Source organism: Rudaea sp. (assembly GCF_036560865.1).
Classification (GTDB): Bacteria; Pseudomonadota; Gammaproteobacteria; order Xanthomonadales; family Rhodanobacteraceae; genus Rudaea.
In genome coordinates this window covers 1-14,926 of sequence record NZ_DATBQK010000121.1, presented here as the reverse complement: position 1 = coordinate 14,926, position 14,926 = coordinate 1, and the positions used below count along the sequence as shown (strand labels likewise).

At 62.5% G+C, this 14,926-nt stretch carries 14 protein-coding genes; 10 read left to right on the top strand and 4 right to left on the bottom strand.

The features are described 5' to 3' along the window. On the bottom strand, window positions 1–684 hold a 684-nt coding region (locus tag VIE67_RS12220; protein ID WP_332026599.1), incomplete at its 3' end, for a UDP-N-acetylglucosamine 2-epimerase. Between the two features lie 350 nt (window positions 685–1,034). Here VIE67_RS12220 and pyrG point away from each other — a divergent pair. The 8 genes from pyrG (at window position 1,035) to VIE67_RS12180 (ending at window position 8,570) form a co-directional block, all read left to right on the top strand. Continuing rightward, the gene (gene pyrG, locus VIE67_RS12215; RefSeq protein ID WP_332026597.1) at window positions 1,035–2,699 is read left to right on the top strand and encodes a CTP synthase; all 1,665 of its coding nucleotides are present in this window, start codon (window positions 1,035–1,037) and stop codon (window positions 2,697–2,699) included. A 43-nt stretch (window positions 2,700–2,742) separates the two neighbouring features. Next, window positions 2,743–3,576, top strand: coding sequence for a 3-deoxy-8-phosphooctulonate synthase (kdsA, locus tag VIE67_RS12210; RefSeq protein WP_332026595.1), 834 nt, complete (start codon window positions 2,743–2,745; stop codon window positions 3,574–3,576). Between the two features lie 28 nt (window positions 3,577–3,604). Beyond that, the gene (gene eno, locus VIE67_RS12205) at window positions 3,605–4,912 is read left to right on the top strand and encodes a phosphopyruvate hydratase (protein WP_332026593.1); all 1,308 of its coding nucleotides are present in this window, start codon (window positions 3,605–3,607) and stop codon (window positions 4,910–4,912) included. Window positions 4,913–4,920: 8 nt separating this feature from the next. Beyond that, complete coding sequence (gene ftsB / locus VIE67_RS12200) at window positions 4,921–5,226, top strand: cell division protein FtsB (RefSeq protein ID WP_332026591.1); 306 nt, start codon at window positions 4,921–4,923, stop codon at window positions 5,224–5,226. Further along, window positions 5,213–5,911 (top strand): 2-C-methyl-D-erythritol 4-phosphate cytidylyltransferase, encoded by a 699-nt coding sequence (gene ispD / locus VIE67_RS12195; protein WP_332026589.1) that lies wholly within the window; start codon window positions 5,213–5,215, stop codon window positions 5,909–5,911. The genes ftsB and ispD overlap by 14 nt, the downstream gene beginning before the upstream one ends. Next, a complete protein-coding gene (gene ispF / locus VIE67_RS12190) occupies window positions 5,911–6,387 on the top strand; it encodes a 2-C-methyl-D-erythritol 2,4-cyclodiphosphate synthase (protein WP_332026587.1) in 477 nt (158 codons plus the stop codon). Before ispD ends, ispF begins: the two co-directional genes overlap by 1 nt. 6 nt (window positions 6,388–6,393) lie before the next feature. Further along, window positions 6,394–7,413, top strand: coding sequence for a tRNA pseudouridine(13) synthase TruD (truD, locus tag VIE67_RS12185; protein WP_332026585.1), 1,020 nt, complete (start codon window positions 6,394–6,396; stop codon window positions 7,411–7,413). A gap of 686 nt (window positions 7,414–8,099) precedes the next feature. After that, a complete protein-coding gene (locus tag VIE67_RS12180) occupies window positions 8,100–8,570 on the top strand; it encodes a septal ring lytic transglycosylase RlpA family protein (protein ID WP_332026583.1) in 471 nt (156 codons plus the stop codon). Between the two features lie 76 nt (window positions 8,571–8,646). On the opposite strand, the gene VIE67_RS12175 is transcribed toward VIE67_RS12180, so the two are convergent. From VIE67_RS12175 to purB, 3 genes are read right to left on the bottom strand one after another with little or no spacing between them, the layout of a single operon-like run. Continuing rightward, a complete protein-coding gene (locus VIE67_RS12175) occupies window positions 8,647–9,192 on the bottom strand; it encodes a Smr/MutS family protein (RefSeq protein ID WP_332026581.1) in 546 nt (181 codons plus the stop codon). Window positions 9,193–9,241: 49 nt separating this feature from the next. After that, window positions 9,242–10,438: a cupin domain-containing protein gene (locus VIE67_RS12170; protein WP_332026579.1), complete on the bottom strand. Its 1,197-nt coding sequence runs from the start codon at window positions 10,436–10,438 to the stop codon at window positions 9,242–9,244. Window positions 10,439–10,443: 5 nt separating this feature from the next. Next, window positions 10,444–11,811: an adenylosuccinate lyase gene (purB, locus tag VIE67_RS12165; RefSeq protein WP_332026577.1), complete on the bottom strand. Its 1,368-nt coding sequence runs from the start codon at window positions 11,809–11,811 to the stop codon at window positions 10,444–10,446. A 142-nt stretch (window positions 11,812–11,953) separates the two neighbouring features. On the opposite strand from purB, the gene VIE67_RS12160 reads away from it, so the two are divergent. After that, on the top strand, window positions 11,954–13,345 hold the full coding sequence (locus VIE67_RS12160; RefSeq protein ID WP_332026575.1) for a class II fumarate hydratase: 1,392 nt from the start codon (window positions 11,954–11,956) through the stop codon (window positions 13,343–13,345). A gap of 174 nt (window positions 13,346–13,519) precedes the next feature. Then, window positions 13,520–14,746 carry a hypothetical protein gene (locus VIE67_RS12155; protein WP_332026573.1) on the top strand — a complete coding sequence of 409 codons (1,227 nt, stop codon included), beginning with the start codon at window positions 13,520–13,522 and terminating at the stop codon, window positions 14,744–14,746. Window positions 14,747–14,926 lie beyond the last annotated feature (180 nt).

Here is a 14,926-nt window from a genome sequence, read left to right as displayed (position 1 = left end):
CCGCCGAATGCGTGCGCCGACCGCTGGATTCGGGTGCACTGGACAGACCACGCCGACATCGGGTGTCGCATCGAGCAATTGCAGGATCGCCGCACACACCGTGTCGAGGCCACGGCCGTAGTTTTCGCGGCGGTGCAGGGTCAGGGTAATAAGGTGCCGCGTCGCGGGTAGCGGCAGATTCGCATGGTCCGGTCGCGAGAGCACCTCACGCAGGACATCGATCGAGGTGTTGCCGACCTTGAGAATGCGTTCGTTCGCGATGCCCTCGATCAGCAGATTGCGCTGCGCGGTTTCTGTCGGCGCGAAATGCAGTTGCGCCATCCGCGCGATGCCGCGACGGAAATATTCTTCCGGAAACGGGCGCAACGGATGATCGGTGCGCAGGCCCGCTTCGACATGCGCGAGCGGCAGGCGCAGATCGCGTGCGGCCAGCGCCGTGGCGAACGCCGTGGTGGTATCGCCCTGCGCGACCAGCATATCGACGTCGGCATCGGCGGCAGCTGCGCGGATGCCTGCGCGCAAGCCGCGCAGGCTCGCCGACAGGGATCCGCCCGCGCTCGCCGGCGCGGCGATATCGGCGACGAGATCGAGTTGTACGAGGCTACGCTCGACCATCTGTGGATGCTGGCCGCTGTTCATCAGCACGACGCTGGCGTCGCGGCCGCGCTGTAGCGCTTTTGCCACGCTGGCGAGCTTCAGGCACTCCGGACGAGTGCCGGCGACCAGCAAGATCCGTGGCCGGATCCTGCGCGTGTGAACGACCAAGAGATTCCTCCAACCCGTCTATGCGGATCGTTAAAGAATACTTACAATTATTTACGTCTACAAGCGTGCAGCGATTGATTATCCGGGGAAAAGAGGCTGCGGCGACGCACAACGCGGGACCCCAGAAAGCGAGGGCCCGTCGCGTCCGAAAAGCCCGGAATGGCCGCCAGCCCCCGCCGTAGCCGTCGATCCCTGCGATTTCCACGCTCGCCGCAATGCGCAAGAGTCGGTAAACTATCGCTTTACCAGCACCGGAAACTGCTGCGACCATGACTCCTCTGATTTTCGTGACCGGCGGCGTGGTGTCCTCGCTGGGCAAGGGCATTGCCTCGGCGTCCCTGGCGGCCATCCTCGAAGCGCGCGGTCTGCGCGTGACGATGATGAAGCTGGACCCCTACATCAACGTCGATCCGGGCACGATGAGCCCGTTCCAGCACGGCGAGGTCTACGTCACCGACGACGGCGCGGAAACCGATCTCGATCTGGGCCATTACGAGCGCTTCGTGCGCACGCGCCTGACCGGCAAGAACTCGATCACGACCGGCAAGATCTACGAAACCGTGATCCGCAAGGAACGCCGCGGCGACTATCTGGGCGCGACTGTGCAGGTGATTCCGCATATCACCGACGAGATCAAGCACTGCATTTATGAGGCGACACGCGGTTACGACGTCGCCCTGGTCGAAATCGGCGGCACGGTCGGCGACATCGAATCGCAGCCTTTTCTGGAAGCGATCCGCCAGATCCGTATCGAACACGGCATGGACAAGGTGATGTTCATGCATCTCACCTTGGTGCCGTACATCAAGGCTGCAGGCGAGATCAAGACCAAACCGACCCAGCATTCGGTCAAGGAGCTGCGCTCGATCGGCATTCAGGCCGATGTGCTGCTGTGCCGCTGCGAGACGCCGCTGCCCGATTCGGAGCGGCGCAAGATCGCACTGTTCACCAACGTGCCGGAAAAAGCCGTGATCAGCGCGGTCGATGTCGACACGATCTACAAGTTGCCGTTGTGGCTGCATCAGCAGGGGCTCGACGATATTGCGGTTGCGCACCTGAAACTCGACGCCAAGCCGGCCAACCTGATCGAATGGGAGCGCACGGTCGACGCGATCGAGCATCCCAAAGACGAAGTCACGATCGCGATCATCGGCAAATACGTCGAGCACAAGGATGCCTACAAATCGCTGAGCGAAGCGCTGCGCCACGGCGGATTGAAGCAGTCCACGCAGGTCAACCTGCAGTGGATGGAATCGGAGGATATCGAAGCGCGCGGCGCCGAGATCCTGAAAAACGTCGACGGCATCCTGGTTCCAGGCGGCTTCGGCAAGCGCGGATTCGAAGGCAAGATCGCCGCGGCCAGGTTCGCGCGCGAGACGAAGATTCCATATTTCGGCATCTGCTATGGCATGCATGCGGCGGTGGTCGATTTCGCGCGTCATATCGCCGGCCTGCCGGGCGCGAATTCGAGCGAGAACGACCGCCATTGCGCCGATCCGGTGATCGCGCTGATCACCGAATGGACCACGGTGAAGGGCGATGTGGAACGCCGCAGCGAGGAATCGGATCTCGGCGGCACGATGCGGCTGGGTGCGCAGGAATGCAAACTCACGCCCGGCTCGCTGGCGCGCGAGCTGTACGCGCACGACGTGATTCGCGAGCGCCACCGCCACCGCTACGAATTCAACAACAACTACCGCGAGAAATTCGTCGATCTCGGTCTGGTGATTTCCGGTGTGTCGATGGACGACCTGCTGGTCGAGATGATCGAATTCTCGGCGCAGAAACATCCGTGGTTCGTCGCCTGCCAGTTCCATCCGGAATTCACCTCGACGCCGCGCGACGGCCACCCGCTGTTCAACGGCTTCGTGCGCGCCGCGCGCGAGTGCAAGGCGATGCGCAACGCGCCGAAGCTCGCCGAGGCGGTGGCATGAAATTTTTTGTGATTTTTCTTTTGGCGCAGAGAGTCGGCATCCAATGAAGCTCTGCGGTTTTGAAGTCGGCCTGGACCAGCCACTGTTTCTGATCGCGGGTCCCTGCGTGGTCGAATCGCAGCAATTGCAGCTCGATACCGCCGGCACCTTGAAGGAGATCACCGGCAGGCTCGGCATTCCGTTTATTTTCAAGTCGAGCTTCGACAAGGCCAACCGCACATCGAGTTCGAGTTTTCGCGGACCCGGCATGGAAGAAGGCTTGCGCATCCTCGGCGAGGTCAGACGCCAGATCGGTGTGCCGGTGCTGACCGATGTGCACGAATACACGCCGATGAACGAAGTCGCCGCGGTCGTCGACGTACTGCAGACGCCGGCGTTCCTGTGCCGCCAGACCGACTTTATCCAGAACGTTGCGCGCGCGGGCAAGCCGGTGAATATCAAGAAGGGCCAGTTTCTTGCGCCCTGGGACATGAAGCACGTCGCAGCGAAGGCCAAGGCCGTCGGCAACGAGCAGATCATGGTCTGCGAGCGTGGCGCCAGCTTCGGCTACAACAATCTCGTCTCCGATCCGCGCAGCCTCGCCGTGCTGCGCGAAACCGGCTGCCCGGTCGTGTTCGACGCGACGCACTCGGTGCAGTTACCGGGCGGGCAGGGTGGCACCTCGGGCGGCCAGCGCGAATTCGTGCCGGTGCTCGCGCGCGCGGCGGTGGCCGTGGGCATCGCCGGCATTTTCATGGAAACGCATCCCGATCCGGACAAGGCGCTTAGCGATGGGCCGAATGCCTGGCCGCTGGGCAGGATGGCAGCGTTGCTGGAAGTGCTGACCGAGCTTGATCGCGCGGTGAAACGGCATGGCTTCTCCACAACCGGTTTTTGATTCCGATTGACCTTTCTCAGGTAAAGATATGCAGATCACGAATATCCACGCCCGCGAAATCCTCGACTCGCGCGGCAATCCCACGCTCGAAGCTGAAGTCACGCTCGCCGACGGTTCGTTTGGCCGCGCCTCGGTGCCGAGCGGCGCCTCGACCGGCTCGCGCGAAGCGGTCGAACTGCGCGATGGCGACAAGTCGCGCTATCTTGGCAAGGGCGTCAGGAACGCCGTGGCCAACGTCAACACGACGATTGCAGCGGCGCTCAAGGGCTTCGATGCGCTCGATCAGCAAGGCCTCGACGCGAAATTGATCGCACTCGATGGCACACCGAACAAGGGCAAGCTCGGCGCGAATGCGCTGCTTGGCGTATCGCTGGCGAATGCGCATGCGGCCGCTGCGTCGAAGAAGCTGCCGTTGTATCGCTACATCAACACAGCCCTCAGCTCTCAGCCCTCAGCCCTGCACTTGCCCGTGCCGATGATGAATATCGTCAACGGCGGTGCGCATGCCGACAACAATGTCGACATGCAGGAATTCATGGTGCTGCCGGTTGGCCTGCCGAATTTTTCCGAGGCGTTGCGCGCCGGTGTGGAAATTTTCCATGCGCTCAAATCTGTATTGAAAGCGAAAGGTCTCAACACCGCCGTTGGCGACGAAGGCGGCTTTGCGCCGGATCTCAAATCGAACGAACAGGCAATCGAAACCATCCTCGACGCGATCGGCAAGACCGGCTACAAGGCAGGCAAGGATGTCTACCTTGGTCTGGACGCAGCGAGTTCGGAGTTCTTCGAAAACGGAGTCTACAACCTCGCCGGCGAAGGCAAGAAATTGACGCCCGCTCAGTTGGTGGATATGTATACGAACTGGTGCGCGAAGTATCCGATCATCACGATCGAGGATGGCATGGCCGAGCAGGATACGCCGGGCTGGAAGCTGATTACCCAGCAGTTGGGCAAGCGCATCCAGCTGGTAGGCGACGACAATTTTGTGACCAATCCGGCGATTTTCCGCGAGGGAATTGCAAACGGCATCGCCAATGCGATCCTGATTAAGGTCAACCAGATCGGCACCTTGAGCGAGACGTTGGAAACGATCGCGATGGCGGACCAGGCGAACTACGCCGCGATCGTCTCACACCGCTCCGGCGAAACCGAAGATACGACGATCGCCGATATCGCCGTTGCGACCACGGCGACGCAGATCAAAACCGGGTCGCTGTGCCGCTCGGATCGCGTCGCCAAGTACAACCAGTTGTTGCGCATCGAGGGAGCGCTCGGCGCTGGCGCGCGCTACGCGGGCCGCGCGGCGTTCGCGCACCTGCCGGGACTCGTGGGCTAAACCAAACCGTGCTGCGACTGGTTGCCCTGATCCTGCTGGCGCTGCTGCTCGCTCTTGGCGTCAAGCTTTGGGCGGGCGACTGGGGTTTGCGCGAGATTGCGCGCCTGCAGGGGCAGATCGCGATGCAGAAAGCGGAAAACGCCAAGCTCAAGCAACGCAACGATGCGCTCGCCGCCGACGTGGAGGATTTGCGCAACGGCAAGGACGCGATCGAGGAGCGCGCGCGCACCGAGCTCGGTCTGATCAAGCCGGACGAAATTTTCTATCAGGTTGTCGACCCCGATCCGGCCGTCAAGAAAAATGACGGACACTGACGCCGCGCTGTGGTGCGTGGTTCCCGCTGCGGGACGCGGCACACGTGTCGGCAGCGGGATTCCGAAGCAATATCTGCCGCTCGCCGGAAAACCGTTGCTGCAGCGCACGCTGGACAGGCTTGCCGCACATCCCTCGGTTGCAGGTTTGATGGTGGTGCTGGCTGCCGACGATACGCACTGGCCGAATATCGGGTTGCCTGGCATACCCGTGCTGACCGCTATCGGCGGCGCCGAGCGCGCCGATTCGGTGCTTGCCGGGCTGCATGCCTTGCGCGCGAAAGTAGCGGATGGGAATTTTGTCCTCGTGCACGACGCTGCGCGCCCTTGCGTGCGCGCAGGCGATATTTCGCGCTTGCTCGACTTTGGGATTCCGGCCGGCGGCGCATTGCTCGCTGCACCGTTGCGCGATACGCTCAAGCGCGCCGATACGCAGAACTGCAGCGTTGCGACCGAGCCGCGTGAAGCGCGCTGGCGTGCGCTGACGCCGCAGCTTTTTCGTTATGGCGAGCTGGTCGCCGCGCTCGAATCGGCGCGCGCCGCCGGCATTGCGGTGACCGACGAGGCGATGGCGATGGAGCGCATGGGGTATCGGCCCTTGCTGGTCGAGGGCGCGGAAAGCAATATCAAGGTGACGACGCCGGCGGATTTCGCGTTGGCGGAATTTCTGCTTGAGAGAGGCAATTGATGCGCATTGGCCAAGGTATCGACATCCACGCCTTCGGACCCGGCGATCACGTCGTGCTCGGCGGTGTGCGCATCGCGTACGAGCGCGGCATCGTCGCGCACTCGGACGGCGACGTCGCGATCCATGCACTTTGCGACGCGATCCTGGGCGCACTGGCGCTCGGCGATATCGGCACGCATTTCCCGCCGTCCGACGAACGCTGGCGCGGCGCGGACAGCCGCGTGTTTCTGCGCCATTGCGCCGACCTGATGCGCCAGCAGGGATTGGGCATCGGCAACGCGGATATCAGTATTGTCTGCGAGCGGCCAAAAATAGCGCCACATGCGCAGGCTATGCGCGCCAACCTTGCCGCCGATCTCGGCTGCGACGTGCAGCGGATCAGCGTGAAGGCCACCACGAGCGAAAAACTCGGGTTCACCGGCCGTGGCGAAGGTATTGCCGCGTTTGCCGTCGCCTTGCTCGTCGCAGTGAGCTGACGCCGCGTGGCCAGCGCTCCGGGCGAGCTGCCCTTTGCACATGGTGGGCCGCCGTTGCGCGGTACCCTGCGCGCGAGCCCAGAGGATTTTTTCGTCGACGAGGATCTCGGCTTTGCGCCAGACGGGCACGGCGAGCACGTATTTCTGCGCGTGGAAAAACGTGGCGCGAACACCGACTGGGTCGCGCGCGAGCTTGCGCGTTACGCGCATGTGGCGCCCGATGCCGTGAGCTATGCCGGACTGAAGGATCGGCATGCACTGACGCGGCAGACCTTCTCCGTGCATCTGCCAGGCAAACAGGTGGAGCCGGACTGGCTGGCGCTCGAGCACGCGGAATTTCGCGTGCTCGAAGCGGCGCGCCACAGCCGCAAGCTCAAACGCGGTGCGCTGAAAGGCAATTATTTCAAAATTATACTTCGTGAAGTAGAAGGCGACCGCCCAGCCGCCGCCGCGCGCATCGCGGCGATTGCCGCGCAGGGCGTGCCGAACTATTTCGGCGAGCAACGCTTCGGCCATGGTGGCGCCAATGTCGAGCGCGCGCGTGCGCTGTTCGCCGGCAAACGCGTGCAGCGCCACGAGCGCAGCCTGCTGCTGTCGTCCGCGCGTTCGTTTCTGTTCAACGGCGTGCTCGCGGCGCGCGTCGAGTGCGGCGATTGGCATGTTGCCCTGCCCGGTGAAGTGTGGATGCTGGCCGGCACGCACAGCATCTTCGGTCCCGAGCCGCTCACGCCAGAGCTGGCGGATCGCTTTGCGCACGGAGATATCGGCCTGACCGGGCCGCTCTGGGGCAAGGGCGAATTGCGCAGCACGGAGCAGGTCGCGCTGATCGAGAGTGGCATTGTCGGCCAGCACCCCGATCTCGCTGCCGGACTGGAAGCGAACGACTTGCGCCAGGAACGCCGGGCGCTGGCGCTGAAGCCATCAGGTTTTTCAGCAAACTGGTTGTCGGATAGCGATTTCGAATTGGGCTTCCATTTGGGATCGGGATCTTATGCAACCGTGATAATCAGGGAAATTTGCAGCTGATCCCCTGAGTTCTCACCCGCGTATAGCCGACCTGTACCTCTGGCACATGCAAACCTTGCGAAATGGACTATAGTCATGCTAGCGGCAGCGGTCGCTGTTCGCGTTGGCAAGGTCTTCGGAGGTTGCCATGAAACGTTCAAGTCTCTTGTTGGCGATAGGCGCATGTGTGACTTTGGCCGGATGTGCAACATCGGGTGGCACGCAGTCTCACGTAGTCAGTAAAGCCGTTAGCGACGTCGATGTCGGCAAAGTCGTTGCCGTGAATCAGTGGGCGCAAGCCAAGGGTTATACGGTCGTGTGGGTCAGCTACCCGCAAAGGCTCCGCTTGTCCGACGATACGAGTGCGAAGAATTAACTAACTGTCACTCATGCCTGAGCAGTACGGCGCAACGCCAGTACTGTCTTTGCTACCTCTACCCTGATGGCGTGGGGTGGGGCGGGCATTTCAGCGTAGTTCTCGCGCTGACTGGGTCACGACTTCTGCTCGGCCGAACTTTCCCGCATTCCCTGGCGCAGATGTCGATAGACATCCCTCGCGGCCGCTGTGGCGCGGACCGCTCGCACGCCGATCCGCACTGGTCGTGCCATGCTCGCTGCGTCAATGTGCAAGATTCATCGACTGCGCTAGTATCGTCGGCGTCGAGCGCGTTTGACCCGTGTGTTCACCCAAGCGAAGGAGAAGCCAGATGAAGTTCACGAAAACGCATTGCGGTATCTCGCTGCTATTGGCAGTCGGCATTGCGGCGCCGTTTTCGGTGACTGCCGATCCGGCGCCAGGCGCAGCCCCGCCGCCAGCGCCAGCGCCATCGGTAGCAACCAAGGCAAGCGCACCCGCGCCGGCGGAAGCAGCCAAGACTCATGATGGCGCCGAGCACGGTCTTGCGGCGGTCTACAGCGACCGCCTCAACGGTCATCGCACGGCCAGTGGGGAACGCTACAACCGCAATACGCTGACTGCGGCGCACAAAACCCTGGCGTTCGGCACACATGTCAAAGTCACCAACACGAAGAACGGGAAATCCGTCGAAGTGCGCATCAACGATCGCGGCCCCGTGCAAGCTGGCCGCATCCTCGATCTTTCGGTTGCCGCCGCGCACGCAATCGGCATTGGCCGCCATGGCACGGCCGATGTCAGCGCGGAAGTGCTCGGCAAGTAGAGCGCAGAAAATCGCAAATGCGCGGTATCGATTCGACGCCGCGCGACTCGTTGTACTTGTCGCTGGCCGTAACGGCTCAGCCGCGCTTGAGCAGAACGATCACGGCACCGGTGCCGCCATCGTTCGCCTTTGCCGACGCGTAGGCGAGCACGTCGGCGCGCCTGCGCAAAAGACTGTCGACCAGGCGCTTGAGGACAGGCCCTTCGTTACGCGAGCGCAAGCCCTTGCCATGGATGATCTTCACGCAAAGGCGTCCTTCGCGTTTGCATTCGGCGAGAAACTGCGCGATCGCGCTGCGCGCCACGGCAGCGGTCATTTGATGCAGATCGATTTCGTCGGCAACGCTGAACTGTCCGCGCTTCAATTTGCGCAACAGTTGCGGCGAGTGGCCGTCCTTCAGATAGGAGAGCTCCTCGCCGACTTCGATTTGCGCCGGGTCGATCGCCGAATCGATCAGTTCGCTCGACACGCGCGCCTCATCGAGCAACGACTGCAGCGGTTCGGGTGCGGGGCGCGGTTTTGCTACAGGCGCCACGCGCTGCTTGATCGGCCGCACGGCGCCGATCGCCTGCTGGAACAGGTGGCGATCTTCCTCGCTGATGTTGATGGGCCGCTTGGGCATGGTTGCTCCGCTGATCGTCAGGGCTTGGCAAAGGCAAATCGGACGCGGATCAGCGTCTCGCTGCTCGATCGCGGCGCCGGGAGAACTGCAGGTGTCCGGCATTGATCAGCGCGGTCAAGGTCTGCAACGCGTCCGCACCCGCGGCAACTGCGGCAAGTTTCCCACCATCGATTTCACGCTCGGCGCAGACGAGACGCGCGAACGCCAACGAACACCGCCAGGCTTCGCCGGTGACGAACAATTCCGCGGCGCGGCCGACGCGACGCCAGGCGAAACGGCTGAACGGATTGCGCAGCAGGATTGCGCGCGGCAGGCGATGGCGCACGTCGTCCGCTGACCGCGCCCGCGCAGCGGCAATCTGGGCGCTGCGATAGCGGGTGATGAAGCAGCCGAACCAATGCGCCAGGATGGATTGGTCCACATGGGTAAATTGCGGCATTGCGACGCGCAAGCGCGCGAGCGCGTCGTCGTCGATCTCGTTCGCGTCGTGCGCGGGTGCGAGATCCGGGTCCGTGTAACGCAAGTCATCGCCCAGTGGTTCGGCCAGAAATTCGGCAAAATCCAGCAGCAGCTCGGCCTGCGCAGGTGCGCGCATGCCGACCGAGCAGGTCATGCACTCGCCGAGCGCGACGCCATCGTGCGGCACCCCTGGCGGCAAATACAGTGCGTCGCCGCTGTCCAGCGTCCATTCGTGGGTCGGCGCAAATTCGCGCAGCAGCTTCAGTTCGCTGTCGTCGCGAAATTCCTTCGACGCCCGCGGATCGGCGCTGATCCGCCAGCGGCGTTGCCCGCGCGCCTGAATCAGGAACACATCGTAGTTGTCGACATGTGGCCCGACTCCGCCACCGTCGGTTGCGTAGCTGACCATCACGTCGTCCACGCGCCATGATGGAATGAAGCGGAAGCGATCGAGCAGGGCGGCGACATCGGCATCCCACTTGTCCACGTCCTGCACGAGCAAGGTCCAGTCTTTCTTGCCGAGCCGGGCGAACTCGGTTTCGCGGAAGGGGCCATTGCGCAGCGTCCAGCGCTCACGTTTGGCATCACGCGAAATGATGCGCGACAAGGCCGCTTCCTCGCAGGCGAGCCCGGCGAGATCGTTCGGCGAGATGGCATCGATGCCACCGGGGAAAAAGTCGCGGATCAGCAGCGGCCGCTTCTGCCAGTAGTCGCGCAGGAAGCGTGCCGGCGGCATGCCGAGCGGCAGACTTTGCGTCGCGCGAGTTTCGTTGGCGACAACGCTCATGCCAATCAAATGTCGCCGGCAAGCTTGCTGGCGAGCCCGATGTAGTCCGCCGGAGCAAGCACGAGCAGACGTTGCTTCGCCTCGGTGGGCAGAGCGAGCTGGGCGATGAATTCGCGCAGGCTTTCGCGCGTGATGCCTTGCCCGCGGGTCAACACTTTCAATTGTTCATAAGGCTCGGGCAGGCCGTAACGCCGCATCACGGTCTGCACGGCTTCGCCAAGCACCTCCCAGCTGGCGTCGAGTTCGGCTTGGATGCGCGCAGCATCGACGGTGAGTTTGCCCAAGCCACGCAGCAGCGAATCGAGCGCGATCTGGGTGTGGCCAAACGCAGTGCCGAGCGCGCGCAACACGGTGGAATCGGTGAGGTCACGCTGCCAGCGCGAGATCGGCAATTTCTCGGCAAAGTGTGCAAATAAAGCATTGGCGATGCCGAGATTGCCTTCGGCATTTTCGAAATCGATCGGGTTGACCTTGTGCGGCATCGTACTCGAACCAACTTCGCCGGCCTTGAGTGTCTGGCGGAAATAGCCAAGCGAGATATAGCCCCAGATATCGCGGCACAGGTCGATCAGGATCACGTTTGCGCGGCGGATCGCATCGGCAAGCTCGGCGATGAAATCGTGCGGTTCGATTTGCGTCGTCAGCGGATTGAAAACCAGGCCCAGCGATTCGACGAAGCGTTGCGTCAGCGCCAGCCAATCGACTTCGGGATATGCCGCGATATGCGCGTTGTAATTGCCGACCGCGCCATTGATCTTGCCCAGCAGTTCGACTGCAGCGACTTGTTTGCGCTGACGCTGCAGGCGCGCGACGACATTCGCGATCTCCTTGCCGAGCGTCGTCGGCGACGCCGTCTGTCCGTGCGTGCGCGACAGCATCGGCAGCGCGGCGTGCGCATGCGCGAGTTCGCGCAGCCGCGCGATTACGCCGTCGAGCGCCGGCAGCAGCACGCCACCGCGCGCATCGCGCAGCATCAGCGCGTAGGCCAGATTGTTGATGTCCTCGCTGGTGCAGGCGAAATGCACGAATTCTTTCGCGCGCGCGAGTTCGGCGTGGTCGCCGATGCGCTCCTTGATGAAATATTCGACGGCCTTGACGTCGTGATTGGTCTTGCGTTCGATCTCCTTGATGCGCTCGCCGTCGGCCACGGAAAATTTTTCCGCCAGCGCCTGTAAAGCCGCGTTCGCATCGGCCGAAAGTGCGCCGATTTCGCCGACTTTCTTTTCCGCTGACAATGCCTGCAGCCAGCGTACTTCGACCAGCACGCGGCGCTGCATCAGGCCGTATTCGCTGAAAATCGGCCGCAACCCCTCGACCTTGGCGGCATAGCGGCCGTCGAGTGGCGACAGGGCGGTAAGCGGGGAATGGGTCATGGGCGATTCCGCGACGAGCAGAAGCCAATGATACCAGCGCAGTCCGCCGATTCTGCTTCGCACTGGCGGCGATGGCGGCTTGATTTCGATGCGCGCAAGCGCAAACTGGGAAACTCGCCTGCACGACTATCGGAGACTAAAGATGAGTGGATACCGCATCGAACGCGACAGCATGGGCGAACTGCAGGTGCCGGCCAAGGCGCTCTACGGCGCGCAGACGCAGCGCGCGGTAAACAATTTTCCGATATCGGGCCTGCGCATGCCGCGTGAATTCATTCGCGCACTCGGGCTGATCAAGGCGGCGGCGGCGCAGGCGAATGGCGATATGGGTCATTTGCCGAAAGCTCTGGCCAGGGAGATTCGCAAAGCAGCCGGCCGCGTCGCCGTGGGCGAGTTCGATGCGCAGTTCCCGATCGACGTGTTTCAGACCGGCTCGGCAACCTCGTCGAACATGAATGCCAACGAGGTTATCGCGCATCTTGCGTCCAACGCAGGCGTGAAAATTCATCCCAACGACGATGTGAACATGGGCCAGTCGTCGAATGACGTGATTCCAACTGCGATTCAGGTCAGCGCAGCGCTGGCCGTATCGGAGCAATTGCTGCCGGCGCTGGCGCATCTGCACGCGACTATCGACCGGCGCGCGAAGGAATTGAGGAAAACCGTGAAGACCGGGCGCACGCACTTGATGGACGCGATGCCGGTGACCTTCGGCCAGGAGCTTTCGGGCTGGTCGGCGCAGATCGATTCCGGGATTGCACGTCTCAACGAGACGCTCAAGCGCGTGCGCGCGCTGCCGCAAGGCGGTACCGCAGTCGGCACCGGCGTCAATGCGGATGCCAGGCTGGGTCCGATGATATGCAAGGAACTGAGCAAGGCGACGGGCCTGAAATTTACTTCCGCGGAGAATTTTTTCGCGGGTCTGTCGGCGCAGGATGCAGCCGTCGAACTGTCCGGGCAGTTGAAGACTCTTGCCACTGCGCTGATGAAGATCGCGAACGACTTGCGCTGGATGAATTCCGGACCGTTGGCGGGGCTTGGCGAAATCGAACTGCCGGCGCTGCAGCCGGGCTCTTCGATCATGCCGGGCAAGGTCAATCCGGTGATCCCCGAGGCGACGGCGATGGTCTGCGCACAGGTGATCGGCAACGACGCGGCGATCACCATTGCCGGACAAAGCGGCAATTTCCAGCTCAATGTCATGCTGCCGCTGATTGCGTATAATGTGTTGCAATCTATACAAATTCTTGCGAATGCGTCGCGCGCTCTCGCCGACCGGGCGATTGCAGGATTCAAGGTGCGCGAGGAGCGGATCAAGCAGACGCTCGACCGCAATCCGATTCTCGTCACGGCGCTCAATTCGGTCATCGGCTACGAAAAAGGGGCGGCGATCGCCAAGCAGGCGTACAAGCAGGGCAGGCCGATTCTGGATGTCGCGCTGGAGACCAGCGGCCTGTCGCGCAGCACACTCATGCAACTGCTTGATCCGGCTGCGCTGACCAAGGGTGGCGTTCATGGAGGCTCGGGCGGCTGAGTCCCACCGCCCGCTCATTCAGCACATCGGCATTTGTGGAACTGGATCACAAAATCACATTCTCGCGCTTGCGCATGTGCCGATACGTCCGTATTCAAGCGGATTGTGTGATGCGGAGCATAATGATCGCTGCACACGCAAATCGGTAATCGAGAACAAACAGGGGCGGTTGAGATGCGGTCTTTCAAGACGGTTGTGTTTTTGGGTGGGTTGGTATTCTTCAGTGCGTTTGCGCCGGGCCTGCTGATGGCGCAGGAAGTGGCGATCAACGGCAAGGATTTCGAATCGGGCGCCGGCGATGCCAAGCTGGCCGAAATCGCCCGTCAGGCCGCCGCAAGCGGCAATACCGTCGTCGTTTCGACGCCGCCGTACTGGCGCGAAAAGGCGATTGCGAAGTTGCGGGCGGGTTCCGCCAACGTGCATCTGAAAACCAACGATGCGTTCTTCGAGAACGTGCTGGTGCGGATAGTCGCCAGCGAGCCTGGCGCCAAGCCAGCCGGCGAGCCGGCGCCCAAGGTTGCTGAAGTGCGGACGCCCAGGGCGGCGACGGAAAGCAGACCTGCGCCGATAGTCGTCAGGGAGCCGCCTGCGGCCGTCGAACAAACGCGCGTGGCTGCGAGGCCAGCGGCGATTCCGCCACACGTTGCGCCCGCTCCGCCGTCTGTGGCGCCCGCAACAGCGCCGCCGCCAATGGCCGTGGCGAAACTTGAAACAGCCGCTTCCGCTGCACCGGTCGCCGCCGCGCCGCCACTGCCGGCTGCACCAATGTCGGCCGCTCCGCCGCCACTGCCGGCTGCACCAATGTCGGCCGCTCCGCCGCCACCTGTCGGCTGGCAAACTGGTCCGAATCTGGCCGAGGCGCGCCGGCAGCTGGGGAGTCAGCTTGGTCTGGGCAACAGCGTCGACGGCACGATCAAGGTTGAGCAGCTGCAGAAGGGCGATCAGATTTTCGTCCACGGTCCGGCGCGCGCGGTAGTTCGGCGTGGCGGTGCGCATGTGCAATTGTTCTGGCTCGACGGTGCACTCAATCTGGAACGCGTCGAAATCAGTCAAAGCGGCGCCGGGCGCTACCGCGTGGACGAGCGGATTCGCAATGTTGCGTCACCGACCTTGCGTGCGATGCACAGCACACCGCAGATTTTCGCCGCGCAGATCCCGGTGTCATCCATTCGTACCGATATGGAGCGGCACTTCAACAACGCCAAGGAAATCACCGACCGCCTGCATCCAGATCAGTTGCAATACGACGACCTGTTCTACGTCTACCGCAAATACGCCGTGGTGTTCCGCCGCACCGACGCAGGCTTCGACCGTTACTGGCTCGAAGGCGAGGTCGATCTCAATCAGGCCGGCGTCGTGCGCGACGGCGACGCGTATCGGGTGGTCAGCGACCGGCTCTGATTGCGCGTCAGTTGAAAGAAATATCTGTCGCCATGCGCGGGTGGCTCCGGGTTTCTAATTGCAATGCGCGACGGTTCGCGCATCAATGACCGCATAAGGCTGGAAGTCGGGTAACTGACCGGCAAGCATATCCTGAGTCGTGCGAATCTCACCGAGATCGGCACACAGCTTGGCCACTTC